The following is a 19,141-nucleotide window of genomic DNA, read 5'->3' on the forward strand; positions in this document are numbered from 1 at the left end:
GGAGGATAATATGGGGTGATGGGGGTGGGGATAAGTTTTGGTTTTTTTGTGGGTTCGGCGTTTGTGGCAGCAGCCCCCTCATCCGCCCTTCGGGCACCTTCTCCCCGAGGGGGGAGAAGAATGGCGCGGCGTTTGCCTCTTATTCCTCTCCCCCTCGGGGAGAGGGTGGATCGGCCGCGGGCCGAGACGGGTGAGGGGGGGGGGCGGCAGAGAGCTAAATATTAGATGCCGGTGCGTGGGAGCACCCCCTCCCAGCTTCGCTGGGCCTTCGGCCAAGCTGCGCTACCTCCCCCGTCAAAGGGGGAGGTGGGGTCGGTGTTTGGGGCGGCTCCGCGCCATTCGCGCGTAGCGCTCATGGAGGTTGCCGCATGATCCCGCCACCCACAGCTCGTCACCCTCGGGCTTGACCCGAGGGCGTTCAGGGGCTGGTGGCGGCGCCCCTACCCGATCGGCAGGCCCTGTTTTTCCACCCACTCGGTGAGCAATTTGCGTACCGTGCCGCCATTGGCGCCGAGGCTCAGGGCCTGGCGGACCGTTTCCTGGATGGGCTTGAGCTCGAGGTTGAGGATCATTTCCTTGATCGGGCCGATCGAGGCCGGGCCCATGGAGAGCCGGGTCATGCCGATGGCCATGAGCGCCAGCGCCTCGATGGGCTTGCCGGCCAGCTCGCCGCACATGGTCACCGGCTTGCCGTGGCGCTCGGCGGCCTCGACCACCATGCGGATGGCCCGCAGGCGCGGCAGGGCGATGGGATCATAGGCCTTGGAGACGCGCGGATTGGCGCGGTCAGCCGCGGTGAGGAACTGCACCAGGTCGTTGGAGCCGATGGAGACGAAATCGGCCTCGGGCATGATCTGGTCGAGCTCGAACAGCAGCGAGGGCACTTCCACCATGGCGCCGATTTCGAGCCGCTCGGGCGCCGGCAGCCCGGCGCGCCGCAGCCGCTCGACTTCCTTGCTGATCACCTGCCGGGTCAGCCGGAATTCGAAGGTCTCGGTGACCATAGGCACCAGCACCTTGAGCGGGCGGCCATTGGCGGCCTGCAGCAGGGCGCGGATCTGGGTGCGCAGCAGGCCCGGACGGTCGAGACCCAGCCGGATGGAGCGATAGCCCATGGCCGGGTTTTCCTCGGCCGTGGCGCGCAGATAGGGCAGGACCTTGTCGCCGCCGATATCGAGCAGGCGGAAGACGATGGGCCGGTCCCCGGCAATGGCCATGGCCTCGGCATAGAGCTCGGCCTGTTCCTTGAGGCGCGGCAGGCGGCTGGCGATCATGAACTGCAATTCGGTGCGGAACAGCCCGACCCCAACCGCGCCGGTATCGTCCAGCATGGGCAGGTCGGCCACCAGGCCCGAATTGTGCAGCAGGGTGATTTCCACGCCGTCGCGCGTGACGCTGGGCTTGTTCTTGAGCGCGGCGTAATGGGCGCGCCTCTTGGCCGAGATGCGGACCTTGTCCACATAGGTCTGCTCGACATCGGGCGTGGGGCGCAGATGCACCTGGCCGGCAGGACCATCGATGATGATGTCGTCGCCGGTTTCGGACATGGAGACGATGGACTGGGCCTGGCCCACCGCCACGATGCCCAGCGAGCGGGCGACGATGGCGACATGGGCCGTGGCCCCGCCCTCTTCGAGCACGACGCCGCGCAATTTCTTGCGGTCATATTCGAGCAGTTCGGCCGGGCCCATATTGCGGGCCACCAGGATGGCATTGTCGGGCAGCTCGCGCTGCGCCGGCTGGCTGGTATTGGTGAGCACGCGCAGCAGCCGATTGGCCAGATCGTCCAGATCGTGCAGCCGATCGCGGATATAGGGATCGGTCTGGCGCAGCATGCGGGCGCGGGTATCGTTCTGCACCCGCTCCACCGCCGCCTCGGCGCTGAGGCCATTGGCGATCGCCTCGCTCAGCCGGTTCACCCAGCCGCGATCATTGGCGAACATGCGATAGGTCTCGAGGATTTCCCGGTGGTCCGAGCCCCCGGCCATGTCGCCGTGATCGAGCATGGCGTCGATGGAGACGCGCATGGTTTCCAGCGCTGCATCCAGCCGCTGCTTTTCCGCCTCGGTATCCTCGGCGATGAAATTGGTGACGACGACGCGGGGATCGTGGAGCACCACTTTCCCCAGTGCGATGCCATCGGTGAAGCTGACGCCGTTGAACATGCGAGGCCGCCTGAGGTCGATATCGGACCCCGGCTTGATGAGATTGTCGAAATCGCTGGTAGCGATCATCTCGGCCAGGATTGTGGCCGTGGTCAGCATGGCCTCGGTTTCATCCTCGCCGTAATGGCGATGATCCCCGTTCTGCACCACCAGCACGCCCAGGGTCTGCCCGGCCCGCAGCACCGGCACGCCCAGGAAGGAATTGTAGCGGTCCTCGCCGGTTTCCGGCCGATAGGCGAAGGCGGGATGGCTGGGCGCATCGTCGAGGCTGAGCGGCTCCGCCTCGGCGGCGATCAGCCCGACCAGGCCCTCGCCCAGGCGCAGGGTGGTCAGGTGGACCGATTCGGCCTTGAGGCCATGGGTGGCGAAGAGCTCGAGCGCGCCGTCATCGCGCAGCACATAGAAGGAGCAGACATCGGCCCGCATGTTTTCGGCGATGAGGTCGACGATCTTGTCGAGCCGAGCCTGCGAAGCCAGGGGCTCCGCCATCGTCTCGCGCAATTGCCGCAGCAGCACCCTGGGGCCGCCTATGGTCGTCACCATGCCTCGTTCAGGCAGCCCGCAAAGCCGCCCCCCTTCCTTCAGGAGCGGCCCTTCCCTCCGAAAACGGGATCAGGCGTCCTGCTTGTCCAGACCGTAATAGGTGTGCAGAGCCCGAACCGCAAGCTCGGCATATTCTTCATCGATCAGAACCGAGGTCTTGATTTCCGAAGTCGTGATCAGCTGGATATTGATGCCCTTGTCGGCCAGGGCCTTGAACATCGAGGCGGCGACGCCCGCATGGCTGCGCATGCCCACGCCCACCACCGAGACCTTGGCCCCGCCGCGCGAACCGGAAAGGCGCGCATATTCGAAGCGCCCGCCATTGTCCTCCAGCGCCTTGACCGCCTTGTCATATTCGCTGTCGGGCACGGTGAAGGTGATGTCGGTGGTGGCGCCATCGTCGGCGATGTTCTGCACGATCATGTCGACCACGATGCCCTTGTCGGCCAGAGTGCCGAAAATGGCGGCGGCGACGCCGGGATTGTCCTTGACCTTGCGCAGGGTGATCTTGGCCTCGGCCTTGGCGAGCGTCACGCCCGAAACGATCTGCTTTTCCATGATCTCATCCTCATCGCAGACAAGCGTGCCCGGAACGCCGGGCGTACCATCGGGCGCGATCTGCGGCGCGTCCGGGTCGTCGAAACTGGAACGGACGGTCAGGCGCACCTTGTGCGCCATGGCCATTTCCACCGCGCGGATCATCAGCACCTTGGCGCCGAGCGAAGCCATTTCCAGCATTTCCTCGAAGGAAATCTTGGTCATGCGCTGCGCCTTGGGCACGATGCGCGGATCGGTGGTGTAGACGCCGTCCACATCGGTATAGATGTCGCAGCGATCCGCCTGGACCGCCGCCGCCACCGCCACCGCCGACGTATCCGAGCCGCCCCGGCCCAGAGTGGTGATGCGGTTATGCGGGGAAATGCCCTGGAAGCCGGTGATCACCGGCACCCAGCCATTGGCCATGCGCTCGTTGAGCTCGGTGGGGTCGATATCGGCGATGCGGGCGGCGCCATGGGAATCATCGGTATAGATGGGCACCTGCCAGCCGGCATAGGACCGCGACTGGATGCCCATTTCGGCCAGCACGATGGCCATGAGCCCGGCCGTCACCTGCTCGCCCGAGGCCACCACGGCATCATATTCGCGCGCATCGTGGAACTTGGACGCCTCGTTGACCCAGCCCACCAATTCATTGGTCTTGCCGGACATGGCCGAGACCACCACGGCCACTTCATTGCCCGCTTCGACCTCACGCTTGATATGGCGCGCGGCATTGCGGATGCGTTCGACATTGGCGACCGAGGTGCCACCGAATTTGACGACGATACGAGCCACTTGGCTTCCCCGCTTACCCGCCGAACCCGGCGGTACGCTTCCTGTTGGGCGGGGGAATGCCACAAAGGCGGGGCGCAATCAATGGGCATCGCCGCCGCAGGCCCGCGGTGGCGGCGGAACTGCGACACGCCGCGCCTTGCCCCGGCCATGCTCGCCGGGTCATATGGACGCACAAGGAGCCCGCCCATGACCCGCAGCACCGTCAACGACGCCGAAATCGCCAAGTTCACGGCCATGGCGGAGGAATGGTGGGACCCGAGCGGCAAGTTCAAGCCGCTGCACAAGTTCAATCCGGTGCGCCTGACCTATATCCGCGACAACTTGCTGGCCCATTTCGGCCGCGACGCGCATGGGTTGCGCCCCTTCGAGGGCCTGCGCGTGCTCGATGTCGGCTGCGGCGGCGGGCTGCTCTGCGAACCGCTGACCCGGCTGGGCGCCAGCGTCACCGGCATCGACGCCGCCGAGCGCAATATCGCCATCGCGGAAATCCACGCCGAACAGGCCGGGCTCGACATCGATTATCGCACGACGACCAGCGAGGCGCTGGTGGCGGCGGGCGAAAGCTATGACGTGGTGCTCAACATGGAAGTGGTCGAGCATGTCGACGACGTGCCGCTCTACATGAAGAGCTGCGCCGACCTCGTCGCGCCGGGCGGGCTGATGTTCACCGCCACGCTCAACCGCACCGCCCGCTCCTGGGCGCTGGCGGTGATCGGCGCCGAATATATCCTGCGCTGGCTGCCGCGCGGCACCCATGACTGGAACAAGTTCCTGACGCCGGAAGAAATCACGGCGCAATTGCGCCGCAACGGGCTCAGCGTCACCGGCCAGACCGGCGTGGTCTTCCACCCGCTGGCCGATGAATGGCGCATGTCCCCCGATATGGGGGTCAATTACATGGTGCTGGCCGAGCGGCCCAAGAGCTAGACCTTGAGCAGCTAGACCTTGAGCAGCTCGTCCTTGCGGACCGACAGCACCAGCCTGTCGCCGTCCACGCGGTCGATATGTTCGGGAAAGATATAGCGGTCCGCCGCGAAGAACCCATCCGCATCGAGCCGCACGAAGCCTTCGCGCAGGGCCTTTTCCTGCATTTCGCGCGGCAAGCCGTCATTGGGATGGAAGACCTCGGCCAGGATATCGACAAGCGAGTCGCGCTCGTCCTCGAGAACCGGGCTGACGCCGACGGCGTCCACCTCCGGCGCGCCCGGCGCCTCGTCGGTGATGCGGAAGGTTTCGACCGTGCCGATGGCATGCATGGCGCTGTCATAGACCGCCATGCCTTCGTGAATCGTGCTGGGTATGGCCTGCATGTTGATCTCCTCGATTGTGCTGAAAAGGCAACGCCCGGCCGTGGTCGGCGTTCCGCCAGCCTGCTTTCGCGGCGGACAATCGTGATCGCCATTTTGTGAACTCAAATGCCCGGCAAGGCGTTCTTCCGACAGAAGAAACCGAGTGATCCGATATGCTCCTTTTCGCCCGCGCGGCCCTCGCGCTCGGGATGGCCACGCTTTGCCTGACGCCCGCCGCCCAAGCTCAATCCGAACCCCAGAGCCAGGACCAGAATGTCTTCGTCATGGGCGGCCCCTTCACCACGGGCTATTTCGGCGATGCCTTCTTTTTCTGGGACGACCATTACGAGTCCAATTTCTTCGCCGGCATCGGCTATCAGCACTTCTTCCATCATTATGAAAGCTTCAAGCTGGGCGTCGAAGCCGGGATCGGCCTGCGCCAGGGCGCGCAGACCTCCGCCGAATTGTGGGGGGGCCTCGTGGCGGGACTGACCGAATTCTCCTTCGGCGACATCACCATCACCCCCTCCATCACGGCCGGCCTCTCGGTGGTGACCGATACGATCGGGGTGGAAACCGACCGCGCCGACAAACTGGGACGCGACGTGCCCATCCTTTATTACCTCGCCCCCGAAATCGCCATTTCCCACGCCGCCCATCCCGAATGGGAAACCTTCGCCCGCATCCAGCACCGCTCCGGCGGCTTCGGCACCATCGCCGATATCGACGGATCCAATGCGGCCGTGATCGGCCTGCGGTTCAAGTTCTAGGGCGACGCGTCGTATCCCACCCCTCGATGTGGGGCGCGCCATGGAAAGGCGGGGCTCTTTATATCCTGAGACATCGTGCCTGCCGGCACCCCCTCCCGTCCTCCCCCGTCAAGGGGGAGGTGCCGTATCGCGTTTTGGGGCTCGATCCCGTCACAAGAGCCGGCCTGCCATCGCCACAGTACCGTACGGTACGGTACGGAAATTTCTTGCTGCCGGGGCGGAATGGGGCTAAACAGGAGACCAGCATAGAACCGGCCCCACCGGCAGCATTTCGAGGATTGCCCCATGCCCGCCTATCGTTCCCGCACCACCACCCATGGCCGCAACATGGCCGGCGCCCGCGGGCTCTGGCGCGCCACCGGCATGAAGGATGGCGATTTCGGCAAGCCGATCATCGCCGTGGTCAATTCCTTCACCCAATTCGTGCCGGGCCATGTGCACCTCAAGGATCTCGGCCAGCTCGTGGCCCGCGAGATCGAGGCCGCCGGCGGCGTGGCCAAGGAATTCAACACCATCGCGGTCGATGACGGCATCGCCATGGGCCATGACGGCATGCTCTATTCCCTGCCCAGCCGCGACATCATCGCGGATTCGGTGGAATATATGGTCAATGCCCATTGCGCCGACGCCATGGTCTGCATTTCCAATTGCGACAAGATCACGCCCGGCATGCTCAATGCCGCCATGCGTATCAATATCCCGGTGATCTTCGTGTCCGGCGGCCCGATGGAAGCCGGCAAGGCGATGATCAAGGGCAAGCTGCAGGCGCTGGACCTGGTCGACGCCATGGTGATGGCCGCCGATGACAGCTATAGCGACGAGGAAGTCCAGCTCGTCGAGGAAAGCGCCTGCCCCACCTGCGGCTCCTGCTCGGGCATGTTCACCGCCAATTCCATGAACTGCCTCACCGAGGCGCTGGGCCTCAGCCTGCCGGGCAATGGCTCCACGCTCGCCACCCATTCGGACCGCAAGCGCCTGTTCCAGGAAGCGGGCCACCTGATCGTCGACCTGGCCCGCCGCTATTACGAGCAGGACGACGCCTCGGTCCTGCCGCGCTCCATCGCCACCAAGGCGGCCTTCGAGAATGCCATGAGCCTCGACATCGCCATGGGCGGCTCGACCAATACGGTCCTGCATATCCTGGCCGCCGCCTATGAGGGCGGCGTCGACTTCACCATGGACGACATCGACCGGCTGAGCCGCAAGGTGCCCGTGCTCTCCAAGGTCGCGCCCGCCAAGGCGGACGTCCATATGGAAGACGTGCATCGCGCCGGCGGCATCATGGCCATTCTCGGCCAGCTCGACCGCGCGGGGCTCATCAACCGCAAGGAACATACGATCCATACGGCCACGATGGGCGACGCGCTCGACAAGTGGGATATCTCCCGCACCAATTCGGAAGCCGTGCGCAATTTCTACATGGCCGCACCCGGCGGCGTGCGCACCACGCAGGCTTTCAGCCAGTCCAACCGCTGGGCCGAACTCGATCTCGACCGGCAGAACGGCGTCATCCGCTCGGCCGAAACCCCCTTCTCCAAGGATGGTGGCCTCGCCGTGCTCAAGGGCAATATCGCCATCGATGGCTGCATCGTGAAGACGGCGGGCGTGGATGAATCCATCCTCAAATTCACCGGCCCGGCCCGCGTCTTCGAGAGCCAGGACGATACGGTCAAGGCGATCCTTTCCAACCAGATCAAGGAAGGCGACGTCCTCGTCATCCGCTATGAAGGTCCGCGCGGCGGCCCCGGCATGCAGGAAATGCTCTACCCGACGAGCTACCTGAAATCGAAAGGCCTGGGCAAGGCCTGCGCCCTCTTGACTGACGGCCGTTTCTCCGGCGGCACGTCGGGCCTCTCCATCGGCCACGTTTCGCCGGAAGCCGCCGAAGGCGGCACGATCGGGCTGGTGCGCGAAGGCGACATCATCGAGATCGACATCCCCAACCGCAGCATCACGCTGCTGGTGAGCGACGACGAACTGACCCAGCGCCGCCATGACCAGGACAGGGCGGGCTGGAAGCCGGCCCATCCGCGCAAGCGCAATGTCACCACCGCCCTTAAGGCCTATGCGGCCTTCGCCACCAGCGCGGCGCGGGGTGCGGTGCGCGACACCGAGGCTATCGACAAGCTGTGGAACTGAACTGAGGCAAGGAAGAACCCCCCTTCTAGCCTCCCTCTGAAAGGGGGAGATTAGGAGAGGGTACTCCGATCTCTCGGCTGTCGCTCTGCGACAATCGCGTGACAAGCGCCCCGGGCAATGCTACAGCCCCGCCCAGCCACCCGGACTTCTGCCAAGAAGGCCGGACTGGTCAGGTTCGATAGCGGGGATTCCACCCTCCCTATCGAACCGACCCTGATTTTCCCGACATTGCAAATTCTTCGGCTGAGGCGCGAGGCCAAGGCCTGCCCTGCTTTACCTCTCCCTTGGGGGAGAGGTCGGCGGCGCAGCCGACGGGTGAGGGCGCCTTTTCCAGTGCTCGTGGGAAGGCCCCCTCACCCGCCCCTTCGGGGCGACCTCTCCCCCAAGGGAGAGGTGAAGCAGCTCACCCCCTCCGGCCGATGCGGTCCAGGATGGCGAAATCGTCGTCGCTGAGCTTGATGGCGGCGGCGGCCACGTTTTCCTCGAGATGGCTGACCTTGCCGGTGCCGGGAATGGGCAGCATGACCGGCGAGCGCTTCAGCATCCAGGCCAAAGCCAGCTGGCTGGCCGAGGCGCCGTGCTTGTCCATGATCGCCTTGAATTCGGCGCTGGTCGATTCGAGATTGCCGCCATCGATCGGGCGCCAGGGGATGAAGCCGATGCCATTGGCCTCGCAATGGTCCAGCACGTCCTCGGCCCGGCGATTGACCAGGTTGTAGAGGTTCTGGACCGTGGTGACCTTGAAATAGCGCTGGGCTTCCTTGATGTCGTCGACGCTGACCTCGCTGAGGCCGACATGGCGGATCAGCCCCTCCTGCTGCATCTGCGCGATGGCGCCGAACTGGTCGGCGCGCGGCGTCTTGCCGTCGATGCGATGCAATTGCCAGAGATCGAGCACGTCGCGCTTGAGCCGGCGCAGGCTCTGGATGACGCCCTGACGCAGGAATTCCGGTCGCCCGAGCTGATGCCATTCATCCGGCCCGGTGCGGGTGAGCCCGCTCTTGGTAGCGACGATCGTGCCCTTCGCATAGGGCGCCAGCACCGCCCCGATCAGCTCTTCGCTGACATAGGGTCCATAGCTTTCGGCCGTATCGATGAAATCGACATTGAGCTCGGGCAGGCGGCGCAGGGTCGCCTTGGCTTCCTCCGGATTTTCGGGCGGCCCCCAGATGCCGCTGCCGGTAATGCGCATGGCGCCGAAACCGAGCCGGTTGACCTTGAGATCGCCGCCGATGGCGAAGGTGCCGGAAAGAGCTGCGTCGAGTGTGGTCATCTTGCGTTCTCCGTTGCTCACGCCGGGAGGCAGGCGTTCAATTGTCGTCCGCCACATCCGGCAGCGGCAGGAAATCCACGCCGTCCTCGATGAGGCCGGCCACCTCTTCGCGCGTCGCCTCCCCATAGATGCCGCGGGCCTCGGCTTCCTCGAAATGGATTTTTCGCGCTTCCTCGGCAAAGCTGTCGCCGACATAATCGGCCTCGCTCATCACCTTCCTGCGATATTGGCGGAGCATGTCGCGGAAGCGGGCCGCATCCGGATGGGCGGCGGACAGCGGCACGCGCTCCTGATCGGTGCGGGCCACATTGGGGGCCATGGGCGCCTTTTCCACATGGGCGTCGCCGCATTGCGCGCAGGTGACGATGCCGCGGGCCTGCTGCTCGTCATAGGCGGCGGCGTTCTTGAACCAGGCGTCGAAGCGGTGCCCCTTCGAACATTGAAGCGAATACTGGATCACTATGCTTGTCGTTTCATTGCGGCGCAGGACCGCGCCCTTGTCCGGACCATATAGGGGTCCGAACTAGTTCTGCAAAGCCGGAGGCGAAAAGTCCCGCGCATTGGCCAAGGCCGGCACCCGGCCGCGTGCCTCGACAACAGCCGAGGGGTCGATATCGGCGACCAGGACGCCGGGCGCATCATGGTCGAGCTCCGCGATCACCCGGCCCCAGGGGTCGACGATCAGCGAATGGCCATAGGTGGCCCTGCCATTGGCATGGCTGCCGCCCTGCGCCGCGGCGATGACATAGGAGCCGGTCTCGATGGCCCGCGCCCGCAAGAGCACATGCCAATGCGCCTGGCCCGTGGGCACGGTGAAGGCGGCGGGGACCGCGATCAGATTGGCGCCGGCATTGGCCAGCGCGTTGTAGAGCCGCGGGAAGCGCATGTCGTAGCAGATGGAAAAGCCGAGGGTAAAATCGCCCAGGGGGGCAATCACGGCCCGATCACCGGCTTTATAGGTGGCGCTTTCGCGATAGGCGTTGAGCCCGGCGATGTCGGCGTCGAAGAGATGGATCTTGTCATAGGTGGCGACCTGGGCCCCATCCGGCCCGAACAGCACCGAGCGATTGGCGAAACGCCCATCCTCGAGCGGCACGGGCAGCGAGCCGATATGGACGAATATATTATGCCTATGGGCCATCTCGCCCACCCGGGCCAGGTGCGGATGCCCCTCGAAAGGCGCGGCCACCGCCTTGAGCTGCTCGCGGTTTTCCGGAAAGATCAGGGTGACTTCCGGGGTCACCGCATAGGCGGCGCCCCGGTCGGCCGCTTCGGCCAGCAGCGGCTCCAGCGCGGCCAGATTGGCCTCCGGATCGAGCCCGGAGCGCATCTGGATGGCGGCGATTTTCATCGTCTAGCCGGCCAGGAGGGGATCGAGCCCGCCCTGTCGCTCCAGCGCCGCCAGGTCGTCATAGCCGCCCACATGCACATCGCCCACGAAGATTTGCGGCACCGTGCGGCGGCCATGGGCGCGCTCGGTCATTGTCTCGCGCAGCGCGGGATCGAGCACGCTGATCTCGGTGTAATCGACGTTCTTTTCGGCCAGCAGCGCCTTGGCCGCGTGGCAATAGGGGCAGGTGGGGGTGGTATAGATTTCGACCTTGGCCATGGCGGCAGGCTCCGAAGACAGCACAACCCCTTATATGGGCAGTTCGCCGTCGATGACAACGCGGGCGAAGGTCAACACGTCCACCCGTCCCGCGCCGCCGCGCTTGAGGACGCGAGTAATGGCCTTGACCGTGGCCCCGGTCGTATAGACATCGTCCACCAGCACCACGGGGCGGCCCGCCAGGCGCTCCAGCGCCCGCTGATGCAGGACGAAGGCGCCCCGCACATTGCGCAGTCGGCCATCGCCGGACAGGCCCACCTGCTGGCGGGTCTTGCGGTGGCGGCGCACCAGATGCGGGTCGACCTCGAGCCCGGTGAGCCGGCCCAGCTCCCGCGCCAGCAGCATGGACTGGTTATAGCGGCGGAAGCGCAACCGGCTGGCATGCAGCGGCACCGGCACCAGGACCGGCCGGTCCGGCCAGAATTCCTGCCCGGCGGCGGCCATCAGCCGGGCGCAGAACCGCGCCAGCTCCACCCGGTCGCCATATTTGAAGCGGCTGATCAGCGTGCCCACCACCGCCCCATAGGCCATCGCCGCCCGGGCCCGCTCGAAAGGCGGCGGATCGGCCAAGGCTTCGGCGGAGCGCGCATCGGGCCCCGGATCGCCCTCGAAGGGCAGGCCCAGGATCGGGCAGAACGGCGCGCTGATCGGACGCAGGCCGGAAAAGCAGGCCGCGCAGAGGCTGTCCCCGGCCACGAGCGGCGCCGAACAGGCAATGCAGGCGGGCGGATAGAGCTGATCGAGCAGGACCAGGCCCAGCCGGCCGAGCCCCTGCCCCAGCCGGTCCAGCACACGCCCTTTGACTTCCCCGCCCCCGCTCTCCATAAGGGCCATATTGCCACGCTCCGGCTCCGGCGAAAGCCCTTTCGATGACCAGCGCCCCCCAGCTTTTCGATTCCGTCCAGATCGGCCGCAACCTGTCCCGCCGCAAGGGCACGGACAATTTCGTGCGCGACCTGGTGCTGGAAGACCTTGCCGACCGGCTCGCCACCTATAAGCGCGATTTTTCCCGGGCCGTGCTGATCGGGCCCGATGCCGAAACCCTGCCGGAAACGCTGGTCACCGCCAATGGCCCGGTTGCGGCGCAGCGGGTGGAGGCCTTTGCCGATGCCGATTTCCCTTCCCTGCCGCCGGGCGAGCATGACTTGGTCGTTTCGCTCCTGCATCTGCAGACCGTCAACGACGTGCCCGGCCACCTGGCGCGGCTGCGGCGGCAATTGCGCCCCGATGGCCTGCTCATGGCCGCCTTTATCGGCGGCGAAAGCCTGACCGAATTGCGCGAGGCGTTCCTGGCCGCCGACCTCGCCGTGTCCGGCGGCGCCTCGGCCCGGGTCGCCCCCATGGCGCAGGTGCGCGATGCCGGCGCCTTGCTGCAACGGGCCGGCTTCGCTTTGCCGGTCGCCGATGTGGAAACTCACAGGTTGCGCTATGGCAATCCCTTTGCGCTGATGGCGGAATTGAAAGCCCTGGGCGCCGCCAATCCGCTGGCCGACCGGCCGCGCCGCTTCGCCACCCGCACCCTGCTTGCCGCCGCCGCCCAGGCCTATGCCGAACGCGACGGCGATCCCGACGGCCGGGTGCGCGCCACGCTCGAAATCATCTGGATCGCCGGCTGGGTGCCGCATGAAAGCCAGCAGAAGCCCTTGAAGCCGGGCAGCGCCACCACGCGCATGGCCGATATCCTGGGCCGGGGGGAAGCCGAATGAGCCTGACCAACTGCCCGGCCCTTGCTTCGGCCCAATAAAAAAGGCCGGTGTTGCCACCGGCCTTTCGCATTCCTGATGGCGGGAGGGCTTACGCCGCTTCCTCGTCGCTTTCGGCCTCGGCCGCGTCGGCCTTGGTGCGCTTCGGGCTCTTGGCGAGCTGCTTTTCGATCAGTTGCACGGCCTCGGTCAGCGTCAGCTTGCGCACGGCGCCCACTTCCCGGCTCATCCGGTCCATGGCCTGCTCGAACAGCTGGCGTTCCGAATAGGACTGCTCGGGCTGCTCTTCGGAACGGTAGAGATCGCGCACCACTTCCGAAATGGCGATCAGGTCGCCCGAATTGATCTTGGCTTCATATTCCTGGGCGCGGCGCGACCACATGGTGCGCTTGACGCGGGCCCGGCCGGTGACGGTATCGAGAGCCTTCTTGATCTCGTCGTCCTCGGCCAGCTTGCGCATGCCGACCGACTTGACCTTGGCCACGGGGACGCGCAGCGTCAGCTTGTCCTGCTCGAAGCTGATCACGAACAGCTCAAGAGTAAGACCAGCGACTTCCTGCTCCTCGATGGCGACGATGACGCCGACGCCATGGGCAGGGTAGACGACATATTCGCCCGTCTTGAACCCGAGCCGCTGCTGCTGCTTCTTGGCTACCATATGCTGGAACTCCTTATTGACGCCCCAAATGGCGGGTTCCTTGCGGCAAGGACCTGCCATTCCTACTCGTTGACGCCCGACCCCGGGCGCTTACTGCGCAGTAAAGCCTCACGCCGTCCGGGTCCGCTTTGTCCGGAACGCCATGCACTTCAAATGATGTCTGTCAAAAAAATCGTGCCTTGCGGCACGGGCTGGATGACGGGCTCAACTGCATATGGAGGGACCATAGCACAATTTTTCAGCAGAATCAAAAAGAACGAATCAGCCGAACGCCCATGGGCCGCCCGGCGGGGCAGCCTCTCGCGATAGTAAAGTGGCAAAGCACTGCCATAGCTGAAAATTCAAGCGAGGCGCGTGCCGTCGCCTCAATCGCCCTCGCCCGGCGCATCGGAGAAATACTTCTCCAGCTTGCCCGCTTCCCCATCCTTGTCCTTGGCCTCGGGCAGCGGATCGCGCCGCTCGGTCAGGTTCGGCCAGATGGTGGAGAACTTGCGGTTGAGCTCCAGCCATTCGTCCAGCCCGCTTTCGGTATCGGGTTTGATGGCCTCGGCCGGACATTCGGGCTCGCAGACGCCGCAATCGATGCATTCGTCCGGATGGATCACCAGCATGTTCTCGCCTTCATAGAAGCAGTCCACCGGACACACTTCAACGCAATCGGTATATTTGCAGGCGATGCAATTGTCGGTGACGATATAGGTCATTCTGGCAGGCAATCCCGTCCAAACGCGGCCGGCCTCTTGGGGAAGGTCAAGCCACCTGTCTCAACGGGAAGGGTGCTAAACCCTTTTCCGTTCGGCCGCAAGACCATGCCGGGAGACGGTTTGGCGCAGTTACCGCTCCCGGTAAAATGCCGTGCTCCGGGGCCGCCGGTATGCGTCAGCCGGGCCGGTGCCGGAAAACCAGATCCTCGGGGTCCTGTCCCACGGCGCTCGCATCCGGCACCGCGCCGAGCTTGCGGGCCAGCCCGATGGAACGCGCATTTTCCGGATCGCAATAGCTGACCAGCGATGGCAGGCCCCGCACCGAGAAGGCCCAGTCCCGCAAGGCCGAGGCGGCCTCGAAGGCATAGCCCTGCCCCTCGAAACCCTCATAAAGCAACCAACCCAGTTCCTTTTCGGGAAAGAGCGGGCCGTGATTGATCCCGACCTGACCGATACACGCGCCCGTGCTGCGCAGGTCGATCATCAGACCGCCATGCCCGAACAGGTGCCAGCAGGCGATGTCGTGGCAGAACATCCCCCAGGCGGCCTTGCTGTCATAGGGCCCGCCCATATGGGCCGCACGCGCCGACGCCAGGAACCCGGCATAGGCCGCAAAGTCGCCCGCCAGTGGCGCCCGCAGCATCAGGCGTTCGGTTTTCAGCACGGGAATGTGGTTGGGCTGGGCGAGGCGCGCCAGGAGCCGGTCAGTCATCGCCGGCTCCATCCCGCAGCCGGTCGGTTTCCCGCCTTTCCCGCTTGGTCGGACGGCCCGCCCCCGGCGAGCGTTCGGCAATGGCTGCCTCGTAGGGCGAGCGCTCGGCGCGCGGCGGCATGGGTGGGGAAATATCCTCGTAAAGCCCCTGGGCCTCGCTGGCCGGGCCGCGCCGCGTGCCGGGATCGATTATGCGCCAGACCAGAACCTTGCCATGGATCGACATGGTCAGCACGTCACCGGCGCCGACCTTGTGGTCGCTGCGCTCCGTCCGCGCCGAATTGATGCGGATAGCGCCCGATTCGATGATCTTCTGCGCCAGCGTCCGCGACTTGACCGCGCGCGAAAAGAACAGGAACCGGTCGAGCCGCTCCTTGCGGAGCGGCATTTCGGCCGGCCCTGTCAATCCTATTCCGACTTGCCGCGCAGGGCGGCAAGGGCGGCAAAGGGGCTGTCGGGATCGAAGACCGGCTTGCGGCCTTCCCGCTGCGGGCGGCGATCCTTGTGCTCGCCCTTGTCCGGGCGGCCCCGATGCTCGTCGCGGCCCTTGCCATTGGGCTTGCCGCCATTGGGGCGGGCTTCCCCTTCCGGCCGGCGCGGGCCGCGACTATTGTTGCGCGGTCGCTCGTTGCGACGCCCCTGCTGGGCCTCGCCGTCGCCATCGCGGCGACCGCGCGGCTCGTGCCGGCGCTGATCGTGATTGCGGCGGCCGGGGAACCAGACCTCGTCGAATTCCGGCTCGGCCGGCGCCGCCGGCTCGTCGGACGCAATAGGCTCGACCGGCGCCGCATCGGGCACCACGGCCTCTTCCGCCACCACCGCGAGGGGGGGCTCCACCGGCTCGGCGGCCTCGTCCACGGCTTCGACGCTGGCGGGATTGTCCTCCAGCACCTGCTCCAGGGCCGGCGTTTCGGCCGATGCCTCGGCCAGCGCCAAAGGCGCCGCCTCCTTGGGCGTGCGGCGAACGCGATAGCCGAGCGAGCTCAGGATGGAGGCGAAATCCTCGCCCGAACAGCCCAGCAGGCTGGTCATTTCCACCGTGACACGGAAGCCGTTGCCCTCGGCCGCTCCGGCCGGAAGTTCGCCCGCATAGGGCCGGCCGGCATCGAGCGCGATCAGCGGCCGGATAATGTCGGCCAGGCGCTCCAGGATATCGACGCGCACCGCGCGCTTGCCGGCCACCTTGAACCCGGCGATCTCGTAGAGCCGCGGATCGACTTCCGGATCGACCAGGAACGAGGTCCGGCCCGAGAGCACGATATGGGGAATGTCGGTGACGCCGGGCTGGCGGACGCCGCCATGCTTGAGCGCAAACAGGATCAGCGCCAATTCGCGCGGCGCGGGCTTGAGCGAGAGCGGCAGATAGATGTGATAGGCGCCGAACTTGATGCCCAGTTTGCGCAGCTTGCCGCGCACATCCTGGTCCAGGCCCTTGACCTCGTCGGCCACCGCATGGCGCGGCAACAGGCCCAGATGTTCGAACAATTGATAGGCCAGCCCGCGCGCCGTCCCCTCGAGATCGGCCGGCGCTTCCAGCGACATGACCTGTTCGAGCACGGTATTGATATGGTGGCGCAGCCACAGCATCAGCCGGTCCTGCACCTTTTCCAGGTCCGGCCCGGTCAGGGTCTCGTCGGCCAGGATGATGATGCGCGGCCGGTAAAGGCTGTCGCCCTCGGCCAGCTCGGCGACGATCTCGCCGCGCCAGCGCAGCCGCCCATCGGTGGCCAACACGAATTCTTCATTTGGCGAACCGGCCAATCGTTCGGCACGATTGTGTATCTCCGGCGCCACCACCGAATCGGCGGCGCCACGCAAACCCTTGGCATCCAGTTCGCCGTCGCCGCGCGCGAGGGTGAAGCGGAAGCCTTCGAGCGTGCCGATGAGGTGGCCTTCAAGCCGCACTTCGCCTTGGCTGTTGATTTCGGGGGATACCATTCGTTTGTCTTTCAGATGGCGGAGCAGCACGCTGGTGCGCCGGTCGACGAAACGCTGAGTGAGCCGCTCGTGCAGAGCGTCACTCAGCCTGTCCTCTATGTCCCGTGTCTTTTCGCGCCAATAAGCGGGGTCTTCAAGCCAGTTTTTACGGTTCGCGACAAAGGTCCAGGTGCGGATCTGCTTGATCCGATTGCTGAGTGTGTCAATGTCGCCCTCCGCATTGTCGCAAAACCGCACCTGCTCGGCAATCCAATCGGCGCTGACCCGATCAATTCGTCTCAAATCCGAATAAATCCGGGTGACGATTTCGCCATGCGCGGCCGGTGATATCCCCTGATAGTCGGGAATCTGGCAACATTCCCAGAGCAGTTTGACCGCTTCATGGCCGCGCGCCAGCGCGCCCGCCTCATTGCGGGCGAGAAATTCCAGCGCCAATTGGTCGGTGGCGACCGGCACGCGGGTCAGCGTCTTGTCCTGCGGCGACAATTCCAGCGAGCCCCTGAGTCGCTCGATGGAGGAAAAATCCAGCGCGCTGTTGCGCCATTGCACCTGCCGCACCGGTTCGAAATCGTGGGTTTCGAGCTGGACGACCAATTCCTCGTCGAAATTCTCGGTGCCCCCGGTCACCCCGAACGTGCCGTTATGGCGGTGGCGCCCCGCCCGGCCCGCGATCTGCCCCAGCTCCGCCGGGGTGAGCGGGCGGCTCTGGTGGCCGTCGAACTTGGTGTCGTCGGCAAAGGCCACGTGATGGATATCGAGATTGAGCCCCATGCCGATGGCATCGGTGGCGACCAGGAAATCGACATCGCCATTCTGGTAGAGATCGACCTGGGCATTGCGCGTGCGCGGGCTGAGCGCGCCCATCACCACCGCCGCGCCGCCGCGCTCGCGCCGGATCAGCTCGGCAATGGCATAGACCTGCCGGGCCGAGAAGGCGACGATGGCGCTGCGTGCCGGCTGGCGGGAAATTTTCTTCGAACCGGCATAGGTGAGCTGGGAAAAACGCGGCCGATCGATGATCTCGGCATGGGGGACCAGCTTCCTGACCACGCCGGCCATGGTCGCCGAGCCGAGCAGCAGGGTTTCGTGAAAGCCACGCGCTTTCAGGATGCGGTCGGTAAAGACATGGCCGCGATCGAAATCGGTCGCGGTCTGGATTTCGTCCACCGCCACGCAATCGACATGGATATCCATGGGCATGGCTTCCACCGTCGCCACCCAATAGCGCGGCTTGGCCGGCACGATGCGCTCCTCGCCGGTGACCAGGGCCACCGCCTGTTCGCCGACGCGCTCCACCACCCGCTGATAGACCTCGCGCGCCAGCAGGCGCAGCGGCAGGCCGATCATCCCGGTGGGATGGGCCAGCATGCGCTCGATGGCGAAATAGGTCTTGCCGGTATTGGTCGGACCGAGAATGGCCTTGACCGAATGGGAGGGTGCGAAAGTCATCGCGCCCTATGTAGGCCTTCCGCGCCGGGCTTGCGAGGGCCGGCGTGACGTCGTCCCATCAAAAGACAAAGCTGCCACCTTTTTGCCACCAGCGTTAACGAGCGGAACAGATGCGGAACGAAACAGAACCGAATCGGCGCGGAGCGGAGAGTCCGAATTTGTTCCCTACGAAATCTGGTGGGTGGTCTCGGTCCGGGGCACAAGCCGGCGCGCCAGGCGCGCGAATGGAGCCAAAATCCGTTCAGCTTGGTTAGGATCGGGTAAACAAGGCCCGGAATCGGGCGAATGTGAACATTCTGTAAATGCCTTTACCGTCGCGTTTTTTTGTCCTTTCATCACCCCAGGCCCGTACGACCGGCCCCGGTACCGAGCCCTTTGACGAAAAAGCCGATTGACGTGCCGGGATGGGACAAGCCTTGCCGGTGCCTCGGGTGGTGCGGGAAGCGGTCAAGACGGCGCCAATGGAACCCGTCCGGCCCGATTCCGGCCCTGCCGTCCGCCTCGCCTCACGCCATCCCGGACTCCTGTGACATGTCCCAGGGCGAGACACCGGCCGGCCATTGCATGCGACGTGGTTAAGGCTCAGGCCAAAACGAGAACGAACGGGGACAGAATCGCGATGATCACCAGAATGCGGTTTTGTTCACCACCATGGCTGGTGGCTGCGCCTGGTCGCGACCACTAGGCGGCGCTATTGCGGCCTCCCGGACCGCCCGGATCGTTCATCTGGCTGAATTTTCCGTTCATTTCGGCACGGCTGGCCGGTTTCCTGCCAGGTCCTTGCGCCGCGCGGCCATGATTATGGCGGGGCCATTAACCCGCAAAACCTGTTTTTGCGGCGCCCGCCCGGCCCG

The 19,141-nt window shown here is 65.3% G+C and carries 17 protein-coding genes; 4 read left to right on the forward strand and 13 right to left on the reverse strand.

Features of this window, described 5'->3' with window-relative positions; translation table 11 throughout:
* Positions 1-440: 440 nt before the first annotated feature.
* Together ptsP and A3840_RS08120 are read right to left on the reverse strand one after the other, a co-directional pair.
* Entirely contained in the window at positions 441-2,708 is a 2,268-nt protein-coding gene (gene ptsP / locus A3840_RS08115; protein WP_067454617.1) for a phosphoenolpyruvate--protein phosphotransferase, read from the reverse strand.
* 69 nt (positions 2,709-2,777) lie between these two features.
* A complete protein-coding gene (locus A3840_RS08120) occupies positions 2,778-4,043 on the reverse strand; it encodes an aspartate kinase (RefSeq protein WP_067454620.1) in 1,266 nt (421 codons plus the stop codon).
* 186 nt (positions 4,044-4,229) lie between these two features.
* Between A3840_RS08120 and ubiG the strand changes: the two genes are divergently transcribed.
* Positions 4,230-4,970, forward strand: a complete 741-nt coding sequence (gene ubiG, locus A3840_RS08125; protein ID WP_067454623.1) for a bifunctional 2-polyprenyl-6-hydroxyphenol methylase/3-demethylubiquinol 3-O-methyltransferase UbiG — start codon at positions 4,230-4,232, stop codon at positions 4,968-4,970.
* Between the two features lie 11 nt (positions 4,971-4,981).
* Here ubiG and A3840_RS08130 read toward each other — a convergent pair whose 3' ends face one another.
* The gene (locus A3840_RS08130) at positions 4,982-5,353 is read right to left on the reverse strand and encodes a hypothetical protein (protein ID WP_067454626.1); all 372 of its coding nucleotides are present in this window, start codon (positions 5,351-5,353) and stop codon (positions 4,982-4,984) included.
* Positions 5,354-5,505: 152 nt separating this feature from the next.
* Between A3840_RS08130 and A3840_RS08135 the strand changes: the two genes are divergently transcribed.
* Entirely contained in the window at positions 5,506-6,102 is a 597-nt protein-coding gene (locus A3840_RS08135) for a hypothetical protein (protein WP_067454629.1), read from the forward strand.
* A gap of 285 nt (positions 6,103-6,387) precedes the next feature.
* Positions 6,388-8,241: a dihydroxy-acid dehydratase gene (gene ilvD, locus A3840_RS08140; RefSeq protein WP_067454632.1), complete on the forward strand. Its 1,854-nt coding sequence runs from the start codon at positions 6,388-6,390 to the stop codon at positions 8,239-8,241.
* A 403-nt stretch (positions 8,242-8,644) separates the two neighbouring features.
* On the opposite strand, the gene A3840_RS08145 is transcribed toward ilvD, so the two are convergent.
* The 5 genes from A3840_RS08145 to A3840_RS08165 form a co-directional block, all read right to left on the reverse strand.
* Positions 8,645-9,514: an aldo/keto reductase gene (locus tag A3840_RS08145; RefSeq protein ID WP_067454749.1), complete on the reverse strand. Its 870-nt coding sequence runs from the start codon at positions 9,512-9,514 to the stop codon at positions 8,645-8,647.
* Positions 9,515-9,551: 37 nt separating this feature from the next.
* On the reverse strand, positions 9,552-9,974 hold the full coding sequence (locus tag A3840_RS08150; RefSeq protein ID WP_067454635.1) for a DUF1178 family protein: 423 nt from the start codon (positions 9,972-9,974) through the stop codon (positions 9,552-9,554).
* Between the two features lie 63 nt (positions 9,975-10,037).
* Positions 10,038-10,865 (reverse strand): carbon-nitrogen hydrolase family protein, encoded by an 828-nt coding sequence (locus tag A3840_RS08155; RefSeq protein WP_067454637.1) that lies wholly within the window; start codon positions 10,863-10,865, stop codon positions 10,038-10,040.
* A 3-nt stretch (positions 10,866-10,868) separates the two neighbouring features.
* Positions 10,869-11,123 (reverse strand): glutaredoxin 3, encoded by a 255-nt coding sequence (gene grxC, locus A3840_RS08160; RefSeq protein ID WP_067454640.1) that lies wholly within the window; start codon positions 11,121-11,123, stop codon positions 10,869-10,871.
* Between the two features lie 30 nt (positions 11,124-11,153).
* A complete protein-coding gene (locus tag A3840_RS08165) occupies positions 11,154-11,957 on the reverse strand; it encodes a ComFC family protein (protein WP_245676573.1) in 804 nt (267 codons plus the stop codon).
* Positions 11,958-11,992: 35 nt separating this feature from the next.
* Here A3840_RS08165 and A3840_RS08170 point away from each other — a divergent pair, with 35 nt between their 5' ends.
* On the forward strand, positions 11,993-12,829 hold the full coding sequence (locus A3840_RS08170) for a malonyl-ACP O-methyltransferase BioC (protein ID WP_067454645.1): 837 nt from the start codon (positions 11,993-11,995) through the stop codon (positions 12,827-12,829).
* Positions 12,830-12,917: 88 nt separating this feature from the next.
* Here A3840_RS08170 and A3840_RS08175 read toward each other — a convergent pair whose 3' ends face one another.
* The 5 genes from A3840_RS08175 to A3840_RS08195 all read right to left on the reverse strand — a co-directional run bounded on the left by A3840_RS08175 (position 12,918) and on the right by A3840_RS08195 (position 18,287).
* Positions 12,918-13,484, reverse strand: a complete 567-nt coding sequence (locus A3840_RS08175; RefSeq protein WP_067454648.1) for a CarD family transcriptional regulator — start codon at positions 13,482-13,484, stop codon at positions 12,918-12,920.
* A 365-nt stretch (positions 13,485-13,849) separates the two neighbouring features.
* A complete protein-coding gene (fdxA, locus tag A3840_RS08180; protein WP_067454651.1) occupies positions 13,850-14,188 on the reverse strand; it encodes a ferredoxin FdxA in 339 nt (112 codons plus the stop codon).
* A gap of 175 nt (positions 14,189-14,363) precedes the next feature.
* Positions 14,364-14,900 (reverse strand): GNAT family N-acetyltransferase, encoded by a 537-nt coding sequence (locus A3840_RS08185; RefSeq protein WP_067454752.1) that lies wholly within the window; start codon positions 14,898-14,900, stop codon positions 14,364-14,366.
* Positions 14,893-15,288 carry an RNA-binding S4 domain-containing protein gene (locus A3840_RS08190; RefSeq protein WP_067454755.1) on the reverse strand — a complete coding sequence of 132 codons (396 nt, stop codon included), beginning with the start codon at positions 15,286-15,288 and terminating at the stop codon, positions 14,893-14,895. Before A3840_RS08190 ends, A3840_RS08185 begins: the two co-directional genes overlap by 8 nt.
* 20 nt (positions 15,289-15,308) lie before the next feature.
* Positions 15,309-18,287, reverse strand: coding sequence for a helicase-related protein (locus A3840_RS08195; protein WP_067454654.1), 2,979 nt, complete (start codon positions 18,285-18,287; stop codon positions 15,309-15,311).
* Positions 18,288-19,141 lie beyond the last annotated feature (854 nt).

Source organism: Devosia elaeis, from assembly GCF_001650025.1.
Taxonomy (GTDB): Bacteria; Pseudomonadota; Alphaproteobacteria; order Rhizobiales; family Devosiaceae; genus Devosia; species Devosia elaeis.

Bases quoted from the DNA above. Each gene is read 5' to 3' on its own strand.
- A3840_RS08165 (WP_245676573.1), bottom strand. From the start codon at position 11,957: ATGGCCCTTATGGAGAGCGGGGGCGGGGAAGTCAAAGGGCGTGTGCTG.
- ptsP (WP_067454617.1), bottom strand. From the start codon at position 2,708: ATGGTGACGACCATAGGCGGCCCCAGGGTGCTGCTGCGGCAATTGCGC.
- A3840_RS08195 (WP_067454654.1), bottom strand. From the start codon at position 18,287: ATGACTTTCGCACCCTCCCATTCGGTCAAGGCCATTCTCGGTCCGACC.
- A3840_RS08135 (WP_067454629.1), top strand. From the start codon at position 5,506: ATGCTCCTTTTCGCCCGCGCGGCCCTCGCGCTCGGGATGGCCACGCTT.
- fdxA (WP_067454651.1), bottom strand. From the start codon at position 14,188: ATGACCTATATCGTCACCGACAATTGCATCGCCTGCAAATATACCGAT.
- A3840_RS08145 (WP_067454749.1), bottom strand. From the start codon at position 9,514: ATGACCACACTCGACGCAGCTCTTTCCGGCACCTTCGCCATCGGCGGC.
- A3840_RS08185 (WP_067454752.1), bottom strand. From the start codon at position 14,900: ATGACTGACCGGCTCCTGGCGCGCCTCGCCCAGCCCAACCACATTCCC.
- ubiG (WP_067454623.1), top strand. From the start codon at position 4,230: ATGACCCGCAGCACCGTCAACGACGCCGAAATCGCCAAGTTCACGGCC.
- grxC (WP_067454640.1), bottom strand. From the start codon at position 11,123: ATGGCCAAGGTCGAAATCTATACCACCCCCACCTGCCCCTATTGCCAC.
- A3840_RS08130 (WP_067454626.1), bottom strand. From the start codon at position 5,353: ATGCAGGCCATACCCAGCACGATTCACGAAGGCATGGCGGTCTATGAC.
- A3840_RS08155 (WP_067454637.1), bottom strand. From the start codon at position 10,865: ATGAAAATCGCCGCCATCCAGATGCGCTCCGGGCTCGATCCGGAGGCC.
- A3840_RS08190 (WP_067454755.1), bottom strand. From the start codon at position 15,288: ATGCCGCTCCGCAAGGAGCGGCTCGACCGGTTCCTGTTCTTTTCGCGC.
- A3840_RS08170 (WP_067454645.1), top strand. From the start codon at position 11,993: ATGACCAGCGCCCCCCAGCTTTTCGATTCCGTCCAGATCGGCCGCAAC.
- A3840_RS08175 (WP_067454648.1), bottom strand. From the start codon at position 13,484: ATGGTAGCCAAGAAGCAGCAGCAGCGGCTCGGGTTCAAGACGGGCGAA.
- ilvD (WP_067454632.1), top strand. From the start codon at position 6,388: ATGCCCGCCTATCGTTCCCGCACCACCACCCATGGCCGCAACATGGCC.